We start from the raw sequence: 22,448 nt of genomic DNA on the forward strand, positions 1-22,448 counted from the left end.
TCGAGGGATGGTGTAGGAGGTAGCGGCGGTTGCCGCAATACAGCGCGTGCGGGGGGATGAAACGCTTGTCGTGCCTGAATCCCGGAAACTACAAGGGGAGCCGAAGCTCCCCTGGAAGTAGTTGCGTGCTCTATTTTTATTTTTGGTTTCGGGCTTCTTGTTTTTGTTGAGTGCCCTGCCCACCGAACCGCGGTTCGTGGGTGTCTCCCTATTCGGGAGCAAGAGCAAACGGATTGCTTTGGTCGCTGTGCTGTAATGATCCAGTGATCCAACCAGTTCGGGCCCTGCTTCAAAGCAGTTTTTGTATTTCTCAGCCTGGCTGCGGGTTACCCCAAAAACAACGCCTCTCCAAAAGAATCAGTTAGCTGCGCCTCCGCTGTGTTGTTCTTGTTATGCGTGAGTCGATTCGTCTTGTTTTTATTATGGGTTTGCTTTGCTTGTTGTTGTTCTTGTACCAGAGATATAGCAGGTCCCGTGCCAACAATTGCGAACCCTTCCAAAACAAGGGGTTGGCGGTGAATCAGGGTTCGAATCGTGCCACAAGGAACCCTGAATTCGTTACCGATGGAACCGGATTTTGTTACGTGTCTTGCCTAGGGTAACAGTTTGTCACGGATGGCCGTCAACCCGCTGAAACCCGCGGGCTAGAGCTGAAACGTATCAGCTCTCGCTGGCCACGCTCGACTTGCGGCGCGGTATGCCCAATCGTTGACGACGTTCCCACAGGCACTTGCGGCTCACACCCAATTTGCGCGCCAATTCGGTCTCGGTCATGTGATCCTGATGCTCGAGCACGAAGTGCTGGAAGTAATCCTCCAGCGACAGGTCTTCGGTCGGATCATGGGCCGTGTTGTTGGCGCCATTGTGCTGAGGAGGCAGGCCGATGAAGTCATCGCTGTCTTCCAGGTCGCTGAGCTCGATGTCGATGCCCAGCAGCTCTGCCGAAATCTCCGGCGTTTCACTGAGGATTACCGAACGCTCCACGGCGTTCTCCAGTTCGCGTACGTTACCCGGCCATGAATAGTGCCGGATGGCCTGCTCGGCATCGGCGGCAAAGCGCAGGTCGGTACGGTTGATGCGGGCACTCTGGCGGGCCAGAAACGCCTTGGCGATCTCGTTGACGTCGCTGCCACGTTCCCGCAGGGGCGGCAGCTTGAGCGCGATCACGTGCAGACGATAGTAGAGGTCTTCACGGAATTGCCCCAGTTTGGCCAGGCTCTTGAGGTCCCGGTGGGTGGCGGCAATCAGACGTACGTCGACCTTTTGCGATTGCACCGAGCCGACCCGACGGATTTCGCCTTCCTGAAGTACACGCAGCAGGCGCGCCTGAGCTTCCAGAGGCAGCTCGCCGATCTCATCCAGGAACAACGTACCGCCATCGGCGGCTTCGACCAGTCCGGCACGGCCGGCGCTGGCGCCAGTAAACGCCCCTTTCTCGTGGCCGAACAGCTCGGACTCGATCAGCGTTTCCGGAATCGCCGCGCAGTTCACCGAAATCATCGGCGCCTTGGCACGTCGGGACAAGTTATGCAGGGCCCGAGCTACCAGCTCCTTGCCCGTACCGGATTCACCCTGGATCAGTACGTTGGAGTCGGTGGGGGCAACCTTGCGGATCTTGCTGTAGAGATCCTGCATGGGCGGGCATGAGCCGATGATGCCGATATCGCCGTTGGCATTGTTCGCGACGGGCTTGTCCAGGCTCGGCTTGCTGGCCGGACGTTCCGGCGCCACGGTGGGGGCGTTCTGCCTATCGCGCAGGATTCGCGCCGCGGCCTGGAGCATCTCGTCATGGTCGAAGGGCTTGGCGATGTAATCCACGGCGCCCATTTTCATCGAGTCCACCGCCGAGCGCAGGCTGGCGTAGCTGGTCATGATCAGCACCGGGGTTCCCTCACCCAGCTTGATCAGCTCGGTGCCCGGAGCGCCGGGCAGGCGCAGGTCGCTGACGATGAGGTCGAACGACGGAATGCTGAAGCGCTCCTGTGCTTCCTGCACAGAGCCGGCTTCGCTGACCTGATACTGATTCCGTTCAAGCAGGCGACGCAAGGCAGATCGAATAATGGTTTCGTCTTCGACGATCAAAATATGCGGCATTGATTCAGTTCTCTCGACGGTCTCGGTTCACAGCGGACGTCGCTTCGACATGGCGTGGCAGGGTGACTCGAATTCGGGTGCCGCGCTGGCTTTTGATATCGGCCGGGCTGTCGATGGTGATCTGTCCATAATGCTCTTCAACGATGGAATAGACCAGAGCAAGCCCCAGTCCGGTTCCCTCGCCCGGATCCTTGGTAGTGAAGAAGGGTTCGAACAGGCGATCCATGATGCTTTTCGGTATTCCGGTGCCTTCGTCCTCGACGATCAGGTCTACCGTGTGCTCGCCAGCCTCGCTTTTGACCCTCACCGCACTGCCTGCAGGCGATGCATCGCGGGCGTTGGACAGCAGGTTGATCAGTACCTGGGCCAGGCGCTGCGGGTCGCCCTCGGCCCAGTGGTCGGGATCGCACAGGTTGAAGAACTGTACCTCGAAGTTGCGCCGGTTCAGGGCCAGCAGACCGATGGCATCCTGGGCCACCTCGGCCAGGTTCACGGGCTCGTCGCTGTGCTGGTGACTGCCGGCATGGGCGAAGCTCATCAGTGACTGGACAATGCGCGAGACCCGTTTGGTCTGTTCGAGAATCTGGCTGCTCAACTCGGTGATCTCGGCGTCTTCCTCGCGTTCTTCGCGCAGGTTCTGGGCCAGGCAGGCGATGCCGGTGATCGGGTTGCCGATCTCATGGGCCACCCCGGCCGCCAATCGGCCAATGCTGGCCAGGCGCTCGGAATGCACCAGTTTGTCCTCCAGCATCTGCGTTTCGGTGAGGTCTTCGACCAGTACCACCAGGCCGCTGTTACCGGGTGCCAGGGGTTCATCGATGGCGGCCTTGTGCAAGTTCAGCCAGCGAGTCTGGCCGTCCAGCGCCAGGCGCTGTTTGTGCTGGTGCTCGTCGGGCACATTGATGAAGCCGATCAGCAACGTACGCCATGGCTCGCCGATGGTCATCAGGCGCGAGCCCACCACATGCTGCGCGCCGATGCCGGTGAGGTCTTCCATGGCCTTGTTCCACATCAGGATCTCTTGGTCCTTGGCCAGCGAGCACACGCCCATCGGCAATTCCTGCAGCGTCTGGCGATGGTAGCGACGCAGCGCATCGAGCTCGGCGGCAAGGCCGGTCAGACGTGAGTGATAGTCTTCCAGCCGGCTTTCGATGAAGTGGATGTCTTCGGTGACATAGTTTTCGCTGCCCGATTTATACGGCAGGAAGGTTTCCACCATATCCTGAGCAACACTGGGGCCCATCAGGCCGGACAGGTTGGCCTCGATGCGATCGCGCAGGCGTCGCAGGGCATAGGGTCGGCGTTCATCAAAGGGCAGATAGAGGTCACGCAGCGCTTGCTCCACCTCGCGTTGCGCAGCCTTGGCGCCCAGCGGCTTGGCCAGTTGCGTGGCGAACTCCTGGGGCGAGGCCGCGTGCAGCTCGCGTCGCTGTGGCCGGCGGACGTTGTCGACTGCGCAGGCCTCGGCGGCACTGATTTCTTCCGCGCTTGCCGCGGTGAACAACGAGATCAACGTGAACAGCAGCACGTTGGCGGCCAGCGAGGCGATCGCGGCCATGTGCCAACTGGTGTCGTCGAGCACGTAGATCATGTTCAACAACGGTATATAGAAGCCCTGCAGATTGCCGATCAGCGGTAGCAGCATGGTGACCATCCACACCACCATGCCGGCCATCAGCCCGGCGATGAAGCCTCGGCGGTTGGCGGTAGGCCAATACAGCACCGACAGCACCCCCGGCAGAAACTGCAAGGTGGCGACGAAGGCGACGATGCCCAGATGCGCCAGGTCCTGCTTGGCGCCCAATATCAGGTAGAAGGCATAACCGGCCATGATGATGGCGACGATCAGCGCCCGCCGTGTCCATTTCAGCCAGCGGTAGATATTGCCCTCCGCGGGAGGCTGGTACAGCGGCAGCACCAGATGGTTGAGCATCATCCCCGACAGGGCCAACGTAGTGACGATGATCAGGCCGCTGGAGGCCGACAGGCCGCCGACGTAGGCCAGCAGTGCCAACGGCTTGCTGTTGGCGGCAATGCCGATGCCCAGGGTGAAGAACTCCGGGCTGGTGGTAGCGCCCAGGCGCAGCCCGGCCCAGAGGATCAGCGGCACCGCCAGGCTCATCAGCAGCAGGAACAGCGGCAGGCCCCAGCTGGCGCTCACCAGCGCCCGCGGGTTGAGATTCTCGGTGAACACCATGTGGTACATGTGCGGCATGACGATGGCGGAGGCGAAGAACACCAGCAGCAGGGTTCGCCAGGGCCCTTCCTGCAGGGGCGTGTGCAGGGCCGCCAGCGCCGTCTGGTTCTGCAGCAGCCATTGCTCCAGCTCATGAGGGCCGTCGAATACGCCGTACAGCGCATACAAGCCGATCCCTCCCAGTGCCAACAGCTTGATCACCGATTCGAAGGCGATGGCGAATACCAGGCCCTCGTGCTTTTCGCGGGTGGCGATATGCCGGGAGCCAAAGAAAATGGTGAACAGGGTGATCAGCACGCAGAAGCTCAGTGCTACGCGGTACTGTACCGGCTCGTGGGTGAGAATGCCGATGGAGTCGGCCACGGCCTGGATCTGCAATGCCAACAGCGGCAGCACCCCCACCAGCATGAACACCGTGGTCAAGGCCCCGGCCCAGGTGCTGCGAAAGCGGAAGGCGAACAGGTCGGCCAGTGACGACAGTTGATAGGTGCGGGTGACCTTCAGAATGGGGTAGAGCAGCACCGGCGCCAGCAGGAAGGCGCCCGATACCCCCAAGTAGCAGGCCAGGAAGCCATAGCCGTACTGGTAGGCCAGGCCCACCGTGCCATAGAACGCCCAGGCGCTGGCGTAGACGCCCAGTGACAGGGTATAGGTCAGTGGATGGCGAATGATGGCGCGCGGGATCATGCCCCGTTCACTTACCCAGGCCACGGCAAACAGCACCAGCAGGTACGCGGCACTGATCAGGATCATCTGGGTGAGGCTAAAGCTCATCGGCATCACGCTGGCTCTGCAGGATAAAAGTCACCACGATCAGAATCAGCCAGAGCAGATAAGGGCGGTACCAGGCGCCGGAGGGCTCGATCCACCAATCCATGATGGCCGGCGAGAACAGGTAGATCCCCACCACCAGGAGCAGGACCAATCGGTAGATATACATGCTGGCCTCGGCAGTGGATGGGCGGGTGCGCACAAACGGTGCGGCGATGGTAGCGGATCGGCACGCGGGTGCGAAGGGGAGTCGTACAAGGTGACGCCGGACCGGCGCCATCGCGCGCTCTCAAGGATCGCGCAGGGCTTGCGCGCAAGGCAGCGATCGGTCGGCACAGCCCTCGAGCCTTATGCCTTGATCTGCGCCTCGGCCAATGTCCGCACCCTGGCAATCGCGCCACTGTCCCAATGCGCGACCGCCCATTCCAGGACATCCGCCACGCTACCCTTGGCCAGGCCAGCCTGGGGTGCCTGCCCCAGCGCCCGCAGTGCCCGCACCAGCAACGGTGCCGCCTGGTCCGGGTCCAGCGGTGGCGAGCGGTAACGCTTGCCCAGCTTGTTGCCATCTGGCTGGATAATCAACGGCACATGCAGATAACGCGGCTGCGGCAAGCCCAGCAATTCCTGCAAATACAGATGGCGCGGCGTGGAGTCCAGCAGGTCGGCACCGCGCACGATATCGGTCACCTCCTGCCAGGCGTCGTCCAGCACCACCGCCAACTGATAGGCATACAGCCCGTCACGCCGACGAATCACGAAATCACCGGACTCACGCCCCAGGTGCTGCTCGAACAGCCCCTGCACCCGGTCTTCGAAGCGATAGACCAGTTCCGGCACGCGCACCCGTATCGCAGCATCCTCGGTCCCATGCCCGGCATTGCGACACGTACCTGGATAGATACCGTTGAACGGCTCCAGTTGCTTGCGCGAACAGATGCAGGCATACGCCAGCCCTTGGCTCAGCAGGCGGTCGATGACCTGTTGATAGGCAGCGTGCCGTTGGCTCTGGTACACCACCTCGCCGTCCCATTCCAGGCCATAGCCGTGCAGGGTCTCCAGGATAGCGGCCGGTGCGCCGGGCATTTCCCGCGGCGGGTCCAGGTCCTCCATTCGCACTCGCCAGTGGCCACCGGCAGCGCGTGCGTCCAGATAGGAGGCGAGGGCGGCCACCAGCGAGCCGAAGTGCAGGAAGCCACTGGGCGTAGGGGCGAAACGACCGATATAGGAGGGGGTTTGCATAGGAGGATTCTACGGGCAATACGAAAGCAAAGGGGCGCCTGAGCGCCCCTTTGCCGACAGGTCATTTGCCGACCTGTTTTTCCTTGATTTCAGCCAAGGTCTTACAGTCGATGCACAGGTCGGCGGTAGGGCGCGCCTCGAGGCGGCGGATGCCGATCTCGATGCCGCAGGATTCGCACCAGCCGTACTCTTCGTCTTCGATCAATTGCAGGGTCTTGTCGATCTTCTTGATCAGTTTGCGCTCGCGATCACGGGCACGCAGTTCGAGGCTGAACTCTTCTTCCTGGCTGGCACGGTCGGCCGGGTCGGGGAAGTTTGCAGCCTCATCCTTCATGTGGTCTACGGTACGATCCACTTCCTGCATCAAGTCCTGTTTCCACTTGTTCAGGATCTTGGTGAAGTGAGCTCGCATCGGCGCGCCCATGTACTCCTCGCCCTTCGTCGGAACGTAGGGAGCGAAGCCAGAAAAGTTGCCAGTACTTTGTTGCTTTTCATTGGTGGGCATGAAATTGACCGCCTCTCGCTCTACTAATCCATTGCGCAGGATGCTCCATCTCCGACACCCGCCGGCCCTGCGACTGCAAGCCGGCGAACTTACCAGATCGAATCGGGGCGCGCTACTCCCGGTTGTCGTGGCTGGGCAAGGGGTGTCGTCGCTGTAACGTGGTTGATATCGATCTTGGCTTTTCGGAAACGTTCGCCGCAAAGGTTGCGTAGAATCGGCTTTTTTTTCGCAGCAAGGATCTTCCATGGCCCAGCCCTACAGTGCGCGCAGTCGCGCCATCGAACCCTTTCACGTGATGGCACTGTTGGCCCGGGCCAACGAGTTGCAAGCGGCAGGCCACGATGTCATCCACCTGGAAATCGGCGAGCCGGACTTCACCACCGCAGCCCCTATCGTGGCGGCAGGCCAGGCCGCGCTGGCCTCGGGTCATACCCGCTACACGGCGGCCCGCGGGTTGCCGGCATTGCGCGAAGCCATCTCCGGGTTTTATGAACAGCGTTACGGATTGGCCATCGACCCGCGGCGTATCCTGATCACGCCGGGCGGTTCAGGCGCCTTGCTGCTGGCCACCAGCCTGTTGGTCGATCCCGGCAAGCACTGGCTGCTGGCCGATCCGGGCTATCCCTGCAACCGGCACTTTCTACGCCTGGTGGAAGGGGCCGCGCAACTGGTGCCCGTGGGGCCGGAGGTGCGTTACCAGCTCAATGCCGATCTTGTCGCTCGGCATTGGGACAAGGACAGTGTCGGTGCCTTGGTGGCGTCGCCGGCCAACCCCACCGGCACGCTACTGAGCCGAGAAGAACTGGCCTCGTTGAGCGCTGAAATAAAAGCCCGCAATGGCCACCTCGTGGTCGACGAGATCTATCACGGGCTCACCTACGGCTGCGACGCCACCAGCGTGCTGGAAGTCGATGACGATGCCTTTGTCCTCAATAGTTTTTCCAAGTATTTCGGCATGACCGGCTGGCGCCTGGGCTGGCTGGTAGCGCCCATCGATGCCGTCGCTGATCTCGAAAAGCTGGCACAGAACCTCTACATCAGTGCGCCAAGCATGGCCCAACATGCCGCGCTGGCCTGTTTCGAACCGGACACGCTGAACATCCTCGAGCAGCGCCGTGCCGAATTCGGTCGTCGCCGGGACTATTTATTGCCGGCGCTCAGGGCGCTTGGCTTCGGCATCGCAGTCGAGCCCGAGGGCGCGTTCTACCTGTATGCCGATATCAGCGCATTCGGCGGTGATGCCTTCGAGTTCTGCCGCTTCTTTCTGGAAACACAACACGTGGCCTTCACCCCGGGGCTGGACTTCGGTCGTCATCAAGCCACCCACCATGTGCGCTTTGCCTATACCCAGAGCCTGCCGCGCCTGGAGCAGGCAGTGGCCCGCATCGCCCGTGGCCTGCAAGCGTGGCAGGCGCAATGATCTTCACGCCGGCCCTGGAACAGGGGCGTCTGATCAAGCGTTACAAGCGCTTCCTGGCCGATATCCAGCTGGACAGCGGCGAGCTGCTGACCATCCACTGTCCCAATACCGGCTCCATGCACAATTGCATGCTGCCTGGAGGGCGTGTCTGGTTCAGTCGGTCCAACGACCCCAAACGTAAGTTGCCGGGCACGTGGGAAATCAGTGAAACCCCGCAGGGGCGGCTGGCATGTGTGAACACCGGGCGCGCCAACGCCCTGGTCGAGGAAGCGTTGCGCGCCGGCCGAATCCCCGAGCTTGCTGGCTTCACGGCACTCAAACGCGAAGTGCCCTATGGCGAGGAAAGCAGCCGGATCGATTTTCGTCTTGATTACCCTGAAGGCCAGGCTTTCGTAGAGGTCAAGAGCGTGACCCTGGGTTTTGAAGACTCCCGTATCGCAGCCTTTCCCGATGCCGTTACCCAGCGTGGCGCCAAGCACCTGCGGGAACTGGCAGGCTTGGCGCGACGCGGGGTCAGGGCGGTGCAGCTGTACTGCGTGAATCTGACTGGCATCGACGCCGTGCGCCCCGCCGAAGAAATCGACGCCCGCTACGCCGAGGCGTTGCGTCAGGCAGTGGCCGAGGGTGTCGAGGTGCTGGCCTACGGCGTGCATCTGGATGCCGGGCAGGTGTATATCGATCGCCGGCTGCACGTTCACTTGGCACGGTGAGGCGGTGGGCAGGGCTTTTGCGCAGGCAAAAAAAGACCCGGCAAAAAGCCGGGTCAATAACCGTGATTAGCCTGATGAGGAGATAATCTGAGAGTCCGAACCAAGGGCCTTTCAGTTATCACCAGTCTCGCGACTGGATGTGATAATCATAACGATTCTCATTTCAGAGTCAAGCGTTCAATCGTTTTATTTCTATCGGGCCGATAGAGCGAGCAAGGTCAGGGGTTAGCGATCTGCTTATTGAGCGTATCGATGCGTCTGGCCATGCTCTCGATCAAGCTATGGGCGATACGCGGGTTGGTCTGGGTAAGGCTGAGGAACTGATCCTTCGGAATCATCATGACCGTGCAGGGCACGCGGGTGATCACCGTGGCGCTGCGCTTTTCAGCTGTGAACACGGCCATGGCGCCGAAGATTTCATCCTTGGGCACGTCGCCTACCTTGTGGCCGTCGACGAAGGCCTCCGCATGGCCATCGATGATCACGAAAACGTGGTCGGCCTCGTCACCCTGATTGATCAGGGTTTCACCGGCAGCCACATGTTTGAAGCCGTTGGCGCTGCGAAACTCAGGGGGCTTCAGACGTGTGATCGCATCACGGGCCAGGGTCGCTTGACCGTCCAGGTATTCCAGCAGCCATTCCTGGCGCTTGGCCGAGGCGCCGATGTGCAGCAGGGCCGCCTCACGGTCGTAGGGCACCAGGCGCACGTCGCCTTCGCTGCGATAGACGCAGGAGGGCGCCTGGCGATCCAGTCGCAGGCCCAGCAGATCGCCGTCTTGCAGGTAGAACAGGGGACGATCGTTGAGCCGGGCATGGACCGTGCCGCTCTCGATTAGGTACAACCGGGCGTCATCGAACAGCCCACTCAAATCGCCGCCGTCGGCGACGTCGATAGCAGCCGCCACCGGTTCCAGGCCCTCGAGCATCTGCCCGGCAATGCTTTGCAGGCGATTGATCCACGCGTCGGCGTACGCCGGCTGTTCCCCCAATAAATACATGATTGCAATCTCTGGCTGCGTAGCGCCTGGTAAAGGTCTAGCTCTTGAGGCGTGACGATATAGATTCCAGTTGTTTATTCAAGGCCTCTTTGCGCTCGGCCGGAATGTCGTTCCAGTGCATGTCCAGCAGTGCGCCCTCAATGGCATAGAGCAGCACCTTGGAGGCGCGAAAGCCGCGGTTCTTGACGGCGCGATAGGCATCTACCGCGCCTAACCGGCGCAGGTCCGACGCCGTGTGTATGCCTACGGCGTGCAGCCATTGCGCCGAGGTCTTGCCCAGGTTCTTCAGGTGCTGAAGTTCATCGTTCATCAAGCCTCCTTGCCTTGGCCGAGCTCATGAAGGGGGTGTCGATGCTCCGCAAATCTGAGAGGAGTGTAGCGCCACTTCATAAAACCGCGGCCGTGGCAGCAGCCTAAGCCGCGTCAGCGCTCCCCCCTGTCGGCTGCCCCGCAGACCCTACAAACCCGGCAAGCGCTGACGAATCTGCTCCACCAACTTGTCCAGGCTGTCGCTTTCGTTGGTTTCCACGCGCCTGGTCTGCAGCAGTTCGGCCTGACTCAATGGCTCGCGGTTGGCTCGCTGGGCATCGATCACCTCTTGCGTGGCGTCGGAGGGGTCGTCGCTTTGCGCCTGACGTTGCTGCAGCCAGCTGGAAATCACCGCGGCCGGCGCGTTGCAGTCAAGAATCAGGAATGGCACACCGGTCGTTTCCGCGACTTCGGCCGCCGCTTCACGCTGGGCGGACTTGAGGTAGGTCGCATCGATCACGGCGGGCAGCCCGGCGCGCAGAACGGTAGCGGCCAAGGCGTGCAGGTGAGCGTAGGTGGCTTCGCTGGTACTCGCGTCATACAGGCCGGATTCGGCGGTCTGGGTATTGAACAGACGCTTGCGTTCCACATCCGAACGCAGGCGCACGGCACCGAGCGCTTCGACCAGGCGCATGGCTACATGGCTTTTACCGACGGCCGAAACACCACTGGTGACCGCCAGGAACCGCGAAGGAATGGCGCTGTAGCTCTCCGCCAGATTGGCGTAGTTGCGGTACTGCCGCAGGGTGGTCGCGCGTTCCACGCCGCTGGCTTCGGCGGGCATGCTGAACAGCGCCACCTTGGCCCTGACCAGGGCGCGGTAGGCCTTGTAGAAGTTCAACAGCTCCAGGCCACGGTAGTCACCGGTCAGCTCCAGATACTGGCTGATGAAGCGCCGGGCGAAGCTTTTCAGGCCACGGTCTTCCAGGTCCATGGCCAGGAAGCCGACGTCGGCGTAAACGTCGGTGAAGCGGAAGGGCTCGTTGAATTCGATGCAGTCGAAGATCACCACCTCGCCATCGATCACCGTGGCGTTGCCCAGATGGATATCACCATGGCATTCGCGGATGAACCCCTGAGCCTTGCGTTCGATCAGCAGCGGCTTGAGTCGCTCGAAGCTGGCTTGGGCCCAGGCTTGCAGGGCCTCGAGCTGGAGCAGGTCGTTCTTGTCGCTGAGGAAGGGGCGAATCTGCTCGAAATTCTGTTCCACCGGCGCCATCACAGCCTCCGGCGTGCCGGCCTCGTTGGCTTCGGGGACCACCGGCGCGGCCTGGTGGAAATCGGCGATCTGGCGGGCCAGCGAGTCGACATGCTGGCTGGTCAGCTCGCCGTTGGCCTGCAAGGTACTCAGCAGGTTGCCACCTTCGAACTGGCGCATCTGCAGCATGTACTCGATGGCCTCACCCGACCCATCGAGGCGAGGGGCGTCGGCGCTGCCGGTGATCGGTAACACCTGGAGATACAAATCTTGCGTCAGACGCTGGTTCAGACGCAGTTCCTCGGCACAGAAGTGCTGACGTGCCGACAGCTCGGAGAAGTCCAGGAAGCCGAAATTGACCGGTTTCTTGATCTTGTAGGCGTAGGGGCCGGTGAGCAGCACCCAGGAGATATGCGTCTCGATGACCTGGAAACCCTCCACCGGATGGGGGTACAGGGCCGGGTTCTGCAGGGCGGCGATCAGGGTTTGGCTCACGGGCGATCCTTCAAGGACAAGATGGTTTCAAGGCCGTCATTATGGCCACTGAACCGAGCGATGCAAACCGGCGAAGCGCGTCTGCCCGCGACAAATCAAAGTGCGTATAATCCGCCGCCATGACTCGAACCCGATCTTCCCGTACCCCTAAAAAACGCCCATCCGGCGGCTTGCGCACCTGGCTCGGCTGGGGCCTCAAGCTCGGCCTGGTAGGGCTCGTCATCCTTGCAGGCTTCGCCGTGTACCTCGATGCCGTGGTGCAGGAGAAGTTTTCCGGCAAGCGCTGGACCATCCCCGCCAAGGTCTACGCGCGCCCGCTGGAACTGTTCGTCGGGCAGAAGCTGGCCAAGAACGATTTCCTCACCGAGCTCGATGCCCTGGGGTATCGCCGGCAAACCGCGATCGACGGTCCGGGCACCGATTCGGTGAACGGCAACACCGTGGACCTCAATACCCGCGGCTTCCAGTTCTATGAGGGGCTGGAGCAGGCCCAGGCCGTGCGTGTGCGTTTCTCCGGCGACTATGTCTCCGAGCTCAGCGGCGCCAACGGCTCGAAGGTCGCCGTGGTACGGCTCGAGCCGCTGCTGATCGGCGGCCTGTATCCGAAGAACCTCGAGGATCGCATCCTGATCAAGCTCGATCAGGTGCCACCTTATCTGCTCGACACCCTGGTGACGGTGGAAGACCGCGACTTCTATCACCACTTCGGGGTCTCGCCGAAGTCGATTGCCCGCGCGTTCTGGGTCAACGCCTCATCCGGCGCCATGCGCCAGGGTGGCAGCACCTTGACCCAGCAGTTGGTGAAGAACTTCTACCTGACCAACGAACGCAGTCTGACCCGCAAGCTCACCGAAGCCATGATGGCGGTGCTCCTCGAACTGCACTACGACAAGCGCGAAATCCTCGAGGCTTACCTTAACGAAGTGTTCGTCGGTCAGGACGGCCAACGGGCGGTGCACGGCTTCGGCCTGGCCAGCCAGTTCTTCTTCAGTCAGCCGCTGTCCGAGCTCAAGCTGCATCAGGTGGCGCTGCTGGTGGGCATGGTCAAGGGGCCGTCTTCCTATAACCCGCGCCGCTACCCCGAGCGCGCGTTGGAACGTCGCAATCTGGTGCTCGATCTTCTCGCGCAGCAGGGCGTTGCCACTCAGGAAGCGGTGGATGCGGCGAAAAAGATGCCGCTGGGTGTGACCAAGCGCGGCAGTCTGGCCGACAGTTCGTTCCCGGGCTTCCTCGATCTGGTCAAGCGGCAACTGCGCGATGACTACCGTGACGAGGACTTGACCGAGGAAGGGCTGCGCATTTTCACCAGCTTCGATCCGATCCTGCAGATGAAAGCCGAAGCCTCGGTCAGTGAGACCTTCAAGCGGCTGTCCGGGCGCAAGGGCTCCGATGAGGTCGAGGCGGCGATGGTGGTCACCAATCCTGAAAGCGGCGAAGTGCAAGCTCTGGTAGGCAGCCGTCTCCCCGGTTTCGCCGGCTTCAACCGTGCGCTGGATGCCGTACGCCCGATTGGCTCGCTGATCAAGCCGGCGGTCTACCTGACCGCCCTCGAGCAGCCCAGCAAATACACCCTGACCAGTTGGGTGCAGGACGAGCCATTCTCGGTCAAAGGCGCCGACGGGCAGATCTGGAAGCCGCAGAACTATGAGCGCACCGCCAATGGCACCGTGTTCCTCTACCAGGGCCTGGCCCATTCCTACAACCTGTCCACGGCCCGCCTGGGCCTGGAGCTGGGTGTACCGAATGTGCTGAAGACCTTGGGCATGCTCGGCGTGCAGGTCGATTGGCCCGCGTATCCGGCCATGCTGCTCGGCGCTGGCGGTCTGTCGCCGATGCAGGTGGCAACCATGTACCAGACCCTGGCCAATGGTGGCTTCAACACACCCATGCGCGGTATCCGTAGCGTGCTCACCGCCGAAGGGGAGCCGCTCAAGCGCTATCCGTTCCAGATCCAGCAGCGCTTCGATCCGGCGTCCATCTACCTGATCCAGAACGCCATGCAGCGCGTCATGCGCGAAGGCACGGGGCGTTCGGTGTACAACGTGTTGCCGGGCAATCTGAACCTCGCCGGCAAGACCGGTACCAGTAACGACTCCCGTGACAGCTGGTTCGCAGGTTTCAGCCAGGACGTGCTGGCAGTGGTCTGGCTCGGCCGCGACGATAATGGCAAGACCCCCTTCACCGGTGCGACGGGTGCCTTGCAGGTCTGGACCAGCTTCATGAAGAAAGCCGACCCGCTGCCGCTGGACACGCCGGTGCCGGACAATATCGTGCAGGCCTGGGTCGATGCCAAGACCGGGCAGGGCTCCGATGCCAGCTGCCCCAATGCCGTGCAGATGCCGTATATTCGTGGCAGCGAACCGACTCCAGGTACCGCGTGCGGAGGCGGCGAGCAAGCCCCTGCCGATTCGGTAATGGATTGGGTCAAAGGCTGGTTGAATTAAGCAAAGAGGAAATGAAGTGAACAAGTGGTGGTTTCCTGCCTTGACGGCACTGGCTTTGCTCAACGGTTGCGCGAGCGTACAGCGCGGCTCCATTCCGGTGGTCGACTCGGGTTCGGCTGTGACCAATGGCGAGCGCGTATCCCGCACCGGCGGCTTCCGGCAGACCACGGTGATGCGTCCGCAGGCCAAGGCCCAGGCCATCGAGGAAGATTCCGGCGTGGTGGTGATGGTGCCTGGCGGCGCCGGCTCGCAGCCTATCCAGAGCTTCCCGGCACCCACTGGCAACGCGCCGATCAGCACCGGCCCGATCACGCCCGGCCCGATCATTCCGGGGCCCAGCAATTCGGCACCGATCAACACCGCGCCAGTGAACACCGCGCCAGCCTATACTCCGCCGGCCACCGGTGGCAGCCGTACCAGCACCTACACCGCGCCCATCAGCGCACCGAGCGGCATCCCGCGCAGCAGCGGCGGGCTGTCGGCCGACGAGCAGTTGGACGGGCCCGTGCTGGCGCTGCTCACCACCGCCCAGCAACAGCAGGGCGGCGGCGATCTCAATGGCGCCTCTTCGAGTCTGGAGCGCGCGCAGCGCATCGCGCCGCGTGAACCACAGGTGCTCTACAAACTGGCCCAGGTACGCCTGGCTCAAGGTGATGCCGCCCAGTCCGAACAACTGGCGCGCCGTGCCCTGACCTACGCCAATGGTCGACCCGACCTGCAATCGAGCCTGTGGAACCTGATCGCTCAGTCCCGTGAAAAACAGGGCGATAGCGCAGGCGCGGCCCTGGCGCGCCAGAAAGCCCAGAGCAGTTCGTGATGGATGGTCGTTTTCCGGCGATCGCCGAGCACCTGCTGTTGATCGAGCGCGAACTGCGTCTGCAGGGGTGGTGGCAGGACACACCGCCCAGCGCCGAGGCCCTGGCCAGTGTCGAGCCGTTCAGTGTCGACACCCTGGATTTCGATCAGTGGCTGCAGTGGATCTTCCTGCCGCGCATGAAGATGATTCTCGAGCAGGACCTGCCGCTGCCCAATGCCTCGGGCATCCTCGCCATGGCCGAAATGGTCTATGCCGACCGCGCCGAGCAGAGCCGTGGACTGCGCGCTTCGCTGGCGCGTTTCGATGAGTTGATCAGCGCCGCGCGCTAGGGCTCAGTTGCACTGGTCGCCAATCATCGTCTGCACTTCCTCGATCTTCGCCTGACGCTCCGGCTCGGTCATGCGCTTGAATTCGCCATCCACTTCCTGACGGATTCGAGGGTTGTTCTTCAACTGAGCCAGGTTGGTCCGCGCCGTGGTACAGAACTCTTTGCGCCGCGCCTCCTGATCCACCACCTGGGCCTTGACCTGCTTGTCGATGCGCCGTTGCTCGGCGTCGCCGTCAACGGCGGCAGCGGCCCCTGGGTTCGGCTGCTCGGGCGCTGGCACCGGTTTGACTGTATCCAGCGGCGTGACCTTCTGCCCCGCAGGCGGCTGCGCATCGAAATGAGTCACACCCTGCGCATCGACCCATTTATAGATCTGGCCAGCCATGGCCAGGGGTGCCAGGGCTATCAGCAGGCCGACGGCCACTAGTTGAGAACGCATGACGAGTCCTTGAATGTCCAGTGCAAGCATGAAATTACCACAGGATATAGCGTGAGAAGGGTTTCTTGCGCTATTTCAGTGCAAATGCGCAAGAAAACGCACGCGTCACTTGACTTGTACCAGTCGAATCAGAAGAATCCAAAGTCCGCTGTACAGGGACTGCCAGAAGCAGACCCACACAGCAGAGCAAAGGCGCACACCCGCGCCGACCCGTAACACCCGCAACGCGTTACCTCGCGCTGGGTGGGAAAGCCCCGCAACACTTGGGTGCTCCCAATACTTGCTCAGTCAGTGCTGACGTACGTCGGCGACCACCGTCGCTCATGCTCTGCTGGCAGTAAACCTATTAAGACCCGTTCCCTCGATGGAGCGGTATTCTGGCGTTTTAGAGGTGAACAACGTGGAGCTTTTATCTGGCGCTGAAATGGTCGTCCGCTTCTTGCGTGACGAAGGCGTTAAGCACATCTACGGGTACCCTGGTGGTGCTCTCCTGCACGTATACGATGCCCTGTTCAAGGAGCCCGAGGTCGAGCACATCCTCGTGCGCCACGAGCAGGCTGCCACCCATATGGCCGACGGCTATGCCCGTGCCACCGGCAAGGCCGGCGTGGTACTGGTGACCTCCGGCCCTGGCGCGACCAATGCCATCACCGGTATCGCCACCGCCTACATGGACTCCATTCCGATGGTGATCCTGTCCGGTCAGGTCGCAAGCACCCTGGTGGGCACCGATGCGTTCCAGGAAACCGACATGATCGGCATCTCCCGGCCCATCGTGAAGCACAGCTTCATGATCAAGCACGCCTCGGAGATTCCCGAAGTCCTGAAGAAAGCTTTCTACCTGGCCCAGTCCGGTCGTCCAGGACCCGTGGTCGTGGACATTCCCAAGGACATGACCAACCCGGCCGAGAAGTTCGAGTACGTCTACCCCAAGAAAGCCAAGCTGCGCTCCTACAGCCCGGCAGTGCGGGGCCATTCCGGGCAGATCCGCAAGGCCGTGGAAATGCTCCTGGCCGCCAAGCGCCCGGTGATGTACGCCGGCGGCGGTGTGATCCTGGGCGGCGCCTCCGAAGCCTTGACCGAGCTGGCGCAGTTGCTCGATCTGCCGGTTACCAACACCTTGATGGGCCTGGGCGCCTACCCGGGCATGGACCGTCAGTTCGTCGGCATGCTGGGCATGCACGGCAGCTACACCGCCAACCTGACCATGCATCACGCCGACGTGATCCTGGCCGTGGGCGCGCGTTTCGATGACCGCGTGATCAACGGCGCGGCGAAGTTCTGCCCGAATGCCAAGATCATTCACATCGACATCGATCCGGCGTCCATTTCCAAGACGATCAAGGCTGACGTCCCGATCGTGGGTCCGGTGGACAGTGTCCTGGCCGAAATGGTCGCGACCTTGAAGGACATCGGCGAAACACCGAACAAGGAAGCGGTTGCCAGTTGGTGGAAGCAGGTCGATGAATGGCGCGGCGACAATGGCCTGTTCCCTTACGAGAAGGGCGACGGTTCCAAGATCAAGCCACAGACGGTGATCGAAACCCTGTGCGAAGTGACCAAGGGCGAAGCCTATGTCACCTCTGACGTGGGCCAGCACCAGATGTTCGCGGCTCAGTACTACCGCTTCAATAAACCCAACCGCTGGATCAACTCCGGCGGCCTGGGCACCATGGGCTTCGGCTTCCCGGCGGCCATGGGTGTGAAGATGAGCTTTCCGGATGCTCACGTCGCCTGCGTCACCGGCGAAGGCAGCATCCAGATGAACATTCAGGAGCTGTCGACCTGCCTGCAGTACGACCTGCCGGTCAAGATAATCCTGCTCAACAACGGTGTGCTGGGCATGGTTCGCCAGTGGCAGGACATGAGCTACGGCGGCCGCCATTCCCACTCCTATGTCGAATCGCTGCCGGACTTCGTCAAGCTGGTGCAAGCCTATGGTCACGTGGGCATGCGCATCACGGACCTCAAGGACCTCAAGCCGAAAATGGAAGAAGCCTTCGCCATGACCGATCGCCTGGTGTTCCTCGATATCCAGGTCGACGTTGCCGAGCACGTCTACCCGATGCAGATCAAGGACGGCTCCATGCGCGACATGTGGCTCAGCAAGACGGAGCGGACTTAATCATGCGGCATATCATTTCGCTTTTGCTGGAGAACGAACCTGGCGCGCTGTCGCGTGTGGTCGGCCTGTTCTCCCAGCGTAACTACAACATCGAGAGCCTGACGGTTGCGCCTACCGAGGACCCGACCCTGTCGCGTCTGACGCTGACCACCGTTGGCCAGGATGAAGTGATCGAACAGATCACGAAAAACCTCAACAAATTGATCGAGGTGGTCAAGCTGGTCGACCTGTCGGAAAGCGCTCATATCGAGCGCGAACTGATGCTGGTCAAGGTGAAGGCTACTGGCGCCCAACGCGCCGAGGTCAAACGCACCACGGATATCTACCGTGGGCAGATCGTTGATGTCAGCAGTAGCGTCTACACCGTTCAGCTGACCGGCACCAGCGACAAGCTGGATAGCTTCCTGCAGTCCATTGGCACCGCCGCGATTCTCGAAACCGTGCGCAGTGGCGTCACCGGCATCGCCCGTGGCGACAAAGTGCTGAGCATCTAACCAATTTAGCGAATGGCCCGAGCGGCCAGAACAACAGGGGATATTTCATGAAAGTTTATTACGACAAAGACTGCGACCTCTCGATCATCCAGGGCAAGAAAGTCGCCATCATCGGCTACGGCTCCCAGGGCCACGCCCAGGCGTGCAACCTGAAAGACTCCGGCGTCGACGTCACTGTCGGTCTGCGCAAAGGTTCGGCCACTGTTGCCAAGGCCGAAGCCCATGGTTTGAAAGTTGCCGACGTGGCCACTGCTGTCGCTGGCGCCGACCTGGTCATGATCCTGACCCCTGACGAATTCCAGTCCCAGCTGTACAAGAACGAAGTCGAGCCGAACATCAAGAAGGGCGCCACCCTGGCCTTCTCCCACGGTTTCGCCATTCACTACAACCAGGTCGTGCCACGTGCCGACCTGGACGTGATCATGATCGCACCCAAGGCGCCAGGTCACACCGTGCGCACCGAGTTCGTCAAAGGCGGCGGTATCCCGGACCTGATCGCGGTCTACCAGGACGCGTCCGGCAACGCCAAGAACGTTGCCCTGTCCTACGCCTCGGGCGTCGGCGGTGGCCGTACCGGCATCATCGAAACGACGTTCAAGGACGAAACCGAAACCGACCTGTTCGGTGAGCAGGCCGTTCTGTGTGGCGGTACCGTGGAACTGGTAAAAGCTGGTTTCGAAACCCTGGTAGAAGCTGGCTACGCCCCGGAGATGGCTTACTTCGAGTGCCTGCACGAACTGAAGCTGATCGTCGACCTCATGTACGAAGGCGGTATCGCCAACATGAACTACTCGATCTCCAACAACGCCGAGTACGGCGAGTACGTGACCGGCCCTGAAGTCATCAACGCCGAATCCCGTCAGGCGATGCGCAATGCTCTGAAGCGCATCCAGGACGGTGAGTACGCCAAGATGTTCATCAACGAAGGCGCTACCAACTATCCTTCGATGACTGCCAAGCGTCGCAACAACGCGGCCCACGGCATCGAAGTGATCGGCGAGCAACTGCGCTCCATGATGCCTTGGATTGCCGCGAACAAGATCGTCGACAAAGCAAAGAACTGATACGGTTCCAAGCGATGAAAACGCGGCCTCGGCCGCGTTTTTTCGTTATGGTGGTCAGCTTCTGGTATAAAGCTGCAACGTTTTGCGGTCGAACCCTCGGCCCAGACGTTTGTCGAAATTTTCCACACCGTTGCAAGGTATTGTCCATGAGCGAACGTCCCGAAGAGCCAAACAAGGCTCCTGACGCTGAAAGCCTCCTGCCGATCGATGAGCATGTCGAAGAAGGGCATGACGCTGAAGGACGTAAAGTCCGGCACCGCGGTATCTATCTTCTGCCCAACCTGTTCACCACCGCGAACCTGTTCGCCGGTTTCTACTCGATCATCAACTCGATCAGTGCACAGAGCGCGGGCAACCCCGCCGAAGCGAGCAAATACTTTGCCTATGCAGCCATCGCCATCTTCGTGGCCATGGTGCTCGACAGCCTCGACGGTCGCGTTGCACGCATGACCAACACGCAGAGTGCGTTTGGTGCCGAGTACGATTCGCTGTCCGACATGGTCGCTTTCGGTGTTGCGCCGGCTTTGCTGGCCTTCGGCTGGGCTCTGGGAGACATGGGCAAGGTGGGCTGGATGGTTGCCTTCATCTATGTTGCCGGCGCTGCCTTGCGCCTTGCGCGCTTCAACACTCAGGTCGGCATCGCCGACAAGCGCTACTTCATCGGTCTGGCCAGCCCGGCTGCGGCGGGTGTGGTGGCAGGCCTGGTGTGGGCGTTCAGTGACTACGGCATCCAGGGTTCGAAGATGTCCTTCCTGGTAGCCCTGCTGGTGGCTGCCGCTGGCATGCTGATGGTCAGCAACATCAAGTACAACAGCTTCAAGGAGCTGGACCTCAAGGGTCGCGTGCCGTTTGTGGCCATTCTTGCCGTGGTGCTGGTGTTCGCCGTGGTGTTCAGTGATCCACCGCGCATCCTGCTGCTGATCTTCCTCGCCTACGCGGCGTCGGGCCCGGTTCAATACCTGTTACGAACCCGTCGTCACAAAAAGCCTGAGTAAATTCAATTTCACGCATAATCCGTAGTCTCTTGGTATGTTGAACATAGCCAAGGCTACGGAGGCATCATGCTGATCAAGCTTTCAAAGGCTTCGGACTGTAAAGAGTCCGAAGTCACCCCCGAATCGATCTACCTTTCCCGCCGTTCGCTGATGGGGGCTACCGCAGCCGCCATGGCTGTGTCCGCGTTGCCCCGATGGGCCGCTGCCGCCGATCCTTCCCGTTACGAGGGTGTAGACCCTGGCAAGGCACCATCATGGTTTGCCGACAAACTGGCGAAAACCCAGTGGCAAGCGATCAATGTGCAGGGGGAAGCCATCACTCCCTTCAAAGACGCCACGCATTACAACAACTTCTATGAGTTCGGCACCGACAAGGGTGATCCGGCCGCGAATGCTGGCACGCTGAAAACCGAACCCTGGTCCGTGGTGATCGACGGTGAAGTAGGCAAGCCCGGTCGCTATGCGCTGGAAGACTTCATGAAGCCCTACCAGTTGGAGGAGCGCATCTATCGTTTGCGTTGCGTGGAAGCGTGGTCGATGGTGATCCCATGGCTGGGCTTTCCCATCTCCGCGTTGCTCAAGCAGGTAGAGCCAACGTCCAAGGCGAAGTACATTCGCTTCGAGACGCTCAAGGACCCAGCGACCATGCCGGGCCAGCGCTCCAGTTTCGCCTTGATCGATTGGCCCTATGTAGAAGGGCTGCGGCTGGATGAAGCAATGAATCCCCTGGCGATCATGGGCGTCGGCATGTACGGCCGCGAGTTGCCCAATCAGAACGGGGCGCCGCTGCGGTTGGTAGTGCCATGGAAATATGGATTCAAGAGCGTCAAATCCATCGTGCGGATCACCTTGGTCAGCGAGCAGCCAGAAACAACCTGGGAAAACATCGCCCCCAGCGAGTACGGCTTCTATGCCAACGTAAATCCAGAGGTCGACCACCCGCGCTGGACTCAGGCTCGTGAGCGCCGTCTGCCCAGCGGACTGTTCAGCCCCAATGTGCGTGAAACCATGATGTTCAATGGCTATGCGGATGAAGTGGCATCCCTGTATGCCGGAATGGATCTGCGGAAGAATTACTGATGCGTTATCCGATGTGGCGTTTTGGGGTCTTCATGGCGGCCGGCATCTGGCCACTGCTGTGGTTGTATCAGGCGTGGATATTTGCCCTTGGGCCCGATCCGGGCAAGGTGCTGGTCGACCGGCTCGGTCTGGGTACGCTGATACTCGTATTGATCACCTTGTGCATGACGCCACTGCAGAAGCTGTCCGGCTGGCCAGGCTGGATCGCCGTACGCCGTCAGTTGGGGCTGTGGTGCTTCGCCTATGTATGCTTGCACCTTTGCGCCTATCTGTTCTTCGTTCTTGGTCTGGACTGGGGGCAGTTGGGTGTGGAGCTGAGCAAGCGTCCCTATATCATCGTCGGCGGCCTGGGTTTTCTATGCCTGCTGGCATTGGCAGTGACCTCCAATCGATATAGCCAGCGCAAGTTGGGGCGTCGTTGGAAGCAACTCCATCGGCTGGTCTATATAGTGCTGGTGTTGGGCCTGCTGCATTTTCTCTGGATCGTCCGTGCCGATCTCGAGGAATGGTCTATCTATGCCGCCATCGGTGCACTGTTGATGGCTCTGCGAGTCCCTGCAATCGCTAGGCGGATTCCGCGGTTGGGCAACAAAAAACGGCTTTCGCCCGGCAAGTCGTGAAAAAGCAGTTGACGCCCCCGCCAATCTCTCTATAATTCGCCCCACTTCCGGCGCAGACGAAACGGAAAACTCCTTGATTATCAATGAGTTAACCGAAGTAAGCAGC

General features: G+C 61.1%; 20 protein-coding genes. 11 read left to right on the forward strand and 9 right to left on the reverse strand.

Annotation, left to right across the window (positions count from 1 at the left end):
• Nucleotides 1–660: 660 nt before the first annotated feature.
• The 5 genes from B3397_RS05420 to dksA form a co-directional block, all read right to left on the reverse strand.
• Nucleotides 661–2,094, reverse strand: coding sequence for a sigma-54-dependent transcriptional regulator (locus tag B3397_RS05420; protein ID WP_296247959.1), 1,434 nt, complete (start codon nucleotides 2,092–2,094; stop codon nucleotides 661–663).
• Between the two features lie 4 nt (nucleotides 2,095–2,098).
• Nucleotides 2,099–5,071, reverse strand: coding sequence for a sensor histidine kinase (locus B3397_RS05425; protein ID WP_296247961.1), 2,973 nt, complete (start codon nucleotides 5,069–5,071; stop codon nucleotides 2,099–2,101).
• Entirely contained in the window at nucleotides 5,055–5,231 is a 177-nt protein-coding gene (locus B3397_RS05430) for a hypothetical protein (protein ID WP_226507069.1), read from the reverse strand. Before B3397_RS05430 ends, B3397_RS05425 begins: the two co-directional genes overlap by 17 nt.
• A 179-nt stretch (nucleotides 5,232–5,410) precedes the next feature.
• Nucleotides 5,411–6,301, reverse strand: coding sequence for a tRNA glutamyl-Q(34) synthetase GluQRS (gluQRS, locus tag B3397_RS05435; RefSeq protein WP_296247965.1), 891 nt, complete (start codon nucleotides 6,299–6,301; stop codon nucleotides 5,411–5,413).
• A gap of 61 nt (nucleotides 6,302–6,362) precedes the next feature.
• A complete protein-coding gene (dksA, locus tag B3397_RS05440) occupies nucleotides 6,363–6,806 on the reverse strand; it encodes an RNA polymerase-binding protein DksA (RefSeq protein WP_296247967.1) in 444 nt (147 codons plus the stop codon).
• Between the two features lie 244 nt (nucleotides 6,807–7,050).
• Here dksA and B3397_RS05445 point away from each other — a divergent pair, with 244 nt between their 5' ends.
• Both B3397_RS05445 and sfsA read left to right on the forward strand, forming a co-directional pair.
• The gene (locus B3397_RS05445; RefSeq protein ID WP_296247969.1) at nucleotides 7,051–8,226 is read left to right on the forward strand and encodes a pyridoxal phosphate-dependent aminotransferase; all 1,176 of its coding nucleotides are present in this window, start codon (nucleotides 7,051–7,053) and stop codon (nucleotides 8,224–8,226) included.
• The gene (gene sfsA / locus B3397_RS05450; protein WP_296247970.1) at nucleotides 8,223–8,936 is read left to right on the forward strand and encodes a DNA/RNA nuclease SfsA; all 714 of its coding nucleotides are present in this window, start codon (nucleotides 8,223–8,225) and stop codon (nucleotides 8,934–8,936) included. The genes B3397_RS05445 and sfsA overlap by 4 nt, the downstream gene beginning before the upstream one ends.
• Before the next feature lie 218 nt (nucleotides 8,937–9,154).
• Here sfsA and B3397_RS05455 read toward each other — a convergent pair whose 3' ends face one another.
• The 3 genes from B3397_RS05455 to B3397_RS05465 all read right to left on the reverse strand — a co-directional run bounded on the left by B3397_RS05455 (nucleotide 9,155) and on the right by B3397_RS05465 (nucleotide 11,936).
• A complete protein-coding gene (locus tag B3397_RS05455; RefSeq protein WP_296247972.1) occupies nucleotides 9,155–9,934 on the reverse strand; it encodes a Crp/Fnr family transcriptional regulator in 780 nt (259 codons plus the stop codon).
• 37 nt (nucleotides 9,935–9,971) lie between these two features.
• Nucleotides 9,972–10,244 (reverse strand): TfoX/Sxy family protein, encoded by a 273-nt coding sequence (locus B3397_RS05460; RefSeq protein ID WP_296247974.1) that lies wholly within the window; start codon nucleotides 10,242–10,244, stop codon nucleotides 9,972–9,974.
• A 147-nt stretch (nucleotides 10,245–10,391) separates the two neighbouring features.
• Complete coding sequence (locus B3397_RS05465) at nucleotides 10,392–11,936, reverse strand: AAA family ATPase (protein ID WP_296247976.1); 1,545 nt, start codon at nucleotides 11,934–11,936, stop codon at nucleotides 10,392–10,394.
• A 119-nt stretch (nucleotides 11,937–12,055) separates the two neighbouring features.
• Here B3397_RS05465 and mrcB point away from each other — a divergent pair, with 119 nt between their 5' ends.
• The 3 genes from mrcB to B3397_RS05480 are packed head-to-tail and all read left to right on the forward strand — an operon-like array spanning nucleotide 12,056 to nucleotide 15,526.
• Nucleotides 12,056–14,380 (forward strand): penicillin-binding protein 1B, encoded by a 2,325-nt coding sequence (gene mrcB / locus B3397_RS05470; RefSeq protein WP_296247978.1) that lies wholly within the window; start codon nucleotides 12,056–12,058, stop codon nucleotides 14,378–14,380.
• Nucleotides 14,381–14,396: 16 nt separating this feature from the next.
• Nucleotides 14,397–15,197, forward strand: a complete 801-nt coding sequence (locus B3397_RS05475) for a hypothetical protein (protein ID WP_296247980.1) — start codon at nucleotides 14,397–14,399, stop codon at nucleotides 15,195–15,197.
• Nucleotides 15,197–15,526: a YqcC family protein gene (locus B3397_RS05480; protein ID WP_296247982.1), complete on the forward strand. Its 330-nt coding sequence runs from the start codon at nucleotides 15,197–15,199 to the stop codon at nucleotides 15,524–15,526. The genes B3397_RS05475 and B3397_RS05480 overlap by 1 nt, the downstream gene beginning before the upstream one ends.
• 3 nt (nucleotides 15,527–15,529) lie before the next feature.
• Here the strand turns inward: B3397_RS05480 and B3397_RS05485 are convergent, their stop codons facing one another.
• Nucleotides 15,530–15,964, reverse strand: a complete 435-nt coding sequence (locus B3397_RS05485; RefSeq protein WP_296247983.1) for a DUF4124 domain-containing protein — start codon at nucleotides 15,962–15,964, stop codon at nucleotides 15,530–15,532.
• 400 nt (nucleotides 15,965–16,364) lie between these two features.
• Here B3397_RS05485 and B3397_RS05490 point away from each other — a divergent pair, with 400 nt between their 5' ends.
• The 6 genes from B3397_RS05490 (at nucleotide 16,365) to msrQ (ending at nucleotide 22,342) form a co-directional block, all read left to right on the forward strand.
• Nucleotides 16,365–18,089, forward strand: coding sequence for an acetolactate synthase 3 large subunit (locus tag B3397_RS05490; protein ID WP_296247985.1), 1,725 nt, complete (start codon nucleotides 16,365–16,367; stop codon nucleotides 18,087–18,089).
• A gap of 2 nt (nucleotides 18,090–18,091) precedes the next feature.
• Nucleotides 18,092–18,583 (forward strand): acetolactate synthase small subunit, encoded by a 492-nt coding sequence (ilvN, locus tag B3397_RS05495; RefSeq protein ID WP_296247987.1) that lies wholly within the window; start codon nucleotides 18,092–18,094, stop codon nucleotides 18,581–18,583.
• Nucleotides 18,584–18,630: 47 nt separating this feature from the next.
• Nucleotides 18,631–19,647, forward strand: a complete 1,017-nt coding sequence (ilvC, locus tag B3397_RS05500) for a ketol-acid reductoisomerase (RefSeq protein WP_296247989.1) — start codon at nucleotides 18,631–18,633, stop codon at nucleotides 19,645–19,647.
• 146 nt (nucleotides 19,648–19,793) lie between these two features.
• The gene (gene pssA, locus B3397_RS05505; RefSeq protein ID WP_296247991.1) at nucleotides 19,794–20,642 is read left to right on the forward strand and encodes a CDP-diacylglycerol--serine O-phosphatidyltransferase; all 849 of its coding nucleotides are present in this window, start codon (nucleotides 19,794–19,796) and stop codon (nucleotides 20,640–20,642) included.
• 66 nt (nucleotides 20,643–20,708) lie between these two features.
• Complete coding sequence (gene msrP, locus B3397_RS05510) at nucleotides 20,709–21,722, forward strand: protein-methionine-sulfoxide reductase catalytic subunit MsrP (RefSeq protein ID WP_296247993.1); 1,014 nt, start codon at nucleotides 20,709–20,711, stop codon at nucleotides 21,720–21,722.
• On the forward strand, nucleotides 21,722–22,342 hold the full coding sequence (gene msrQ / locus B3397_RS05515; RefSeq protein WP_296247995.1) for a protein-methionine-sulfoxide reductase heme-binding subunit MsrQ: 621 nt from the start codon (nucleotides 21,722–21,724) through the stop codon (nucleotides 22,340–22,342). Before msrP ends, msrQ begins: the two co-directional genes overlap by 1 nt.
• Nucleotides 22,343–22,448 lie beyond the last annotated feature (106 nt).

It is taken from the genome of Pseudomonas sp. UBA4194, from assembly GCF_002379585.1.
GTDB lineage: Bacteria > Pseudomonadota > Gammaproteobacteria > Pseudomonadales > Pseudomonadaceae > Aquipseudomonas.

Bases quoted from the DNA above. Each gene is read 5' to 3' on its own strand.
- B3397_RS05420 (WP_296247959.1), bottom strand. From the start codon at position 2,094: ATGCCGCATATTTTGATCGTCGAAGACGAAACCATTATTCGATCTGCC.
- dksA (WP_296247967.1), bottom strand. From the start codon at position 6,806: ATGCCCACCAATGAAAAGCAACAAAGTACTGGCAACTTTTCTGGCTTC.
- B3397_RS05445 (WP_296247969.1), top strand. From the start codon at position 7,051: ATGGCCCAGCCCTACAGTGCGCGCAGTCGCGCCATCGAACCCTTTCAC.
- B3397_RS05485 (WP_296247983.1), bottom strand. From the start codon at position 15,964: ATGCGTTCTCAACTAGTGGCCGTCGGCCTGCTGATAGCCCTGGCACCC.
- B3397_RS05480 (WP_296247982.1), top strand. From the start codon at position 15,197: ATGGATGGTCGTTTTCCGGCGATCGCCGAGCACCTGCTGTTGATCGAG.
- sfsA (WP_296247970.1), top strand. From the start codon at position 8,223: ATGATCTTCACGCCGGCCCTGGAACAGGGGCGTCTGATCAAGCGTTAC.
- B3397_RS05460 (WP_296247974.1), bottom strand. From the start codon at position 10,244: ATGAACGATGAACTTCAGCACCTGAAGAACCTGGGCAAGACCTCGGCG.
- ilvC (WP_296247989.1), top strand. From the start codon at position 18,631: ATGAAAGTTTATTACGACAAAGACTGCGACCTCTCGATCATCCAGGGC.
- B3397_RS05425 (WP_296247961.1), bottom strand. From the start codon at position 5,071: ATGCCGATGAGCTTTAGCCTCACCCAGATGATCCTGATCAGTGCCGCG.
- gluQRS (WP_296247965.1), bottom strand. From the start codon at position 6,301: ATGCAAACCCCCTCCTATATCGGTCGTTTCGCCCCTACGCCCAGTGGC.
- B3397_RS05455 (WP_296247972.1), bottom strand. From the start codon at position 9,934: ATGTATTTATTGGGGGAACAGCCGGCGTACGCCGACGCGTGGATCAAT.
- msrP (WP_296247993.1), top strand. From the start codon at position 20,709: ATGCTGATCAAGCTTTCAAAGGCTTCGGACTGTAAAGAGTCCGAAGTC.
- B3397_RS05430 (WP_226507069.1), bottom strand. From the start codon at position 5,231: ATGTATATCTACCGATTGGTCCTGCTCCTGGTGGTGGGGATCTACCTG.
- mrcB (WP_296247978.1), top strand. From the start codon at position 12,056: ATGACTCGAACCCGATCTTCCCGTACCCCTAAAAAACGCCCATCCGGC.
- msrQ (WP_296247995.1), top strand. From the start codon at position 21,722: ATGCGTTATCCGATGTGGCGTTTTGGGGTCTTCATGGCGGCCGGCATC.
- pssA (WP_296247991.1), top strand. From the start codon at position 19,794: ATGAGCGAACGTCCCGAAGAGCCAAACAAGGCTCCTGACGCTGAAAGC.
- ilvN (WP_296247987.1), top strand. From the start codon at position 18,092: ATGCGGCATATCATTTCGCTTTTGCTGGAGAACGAACCTGGCGCGCTG.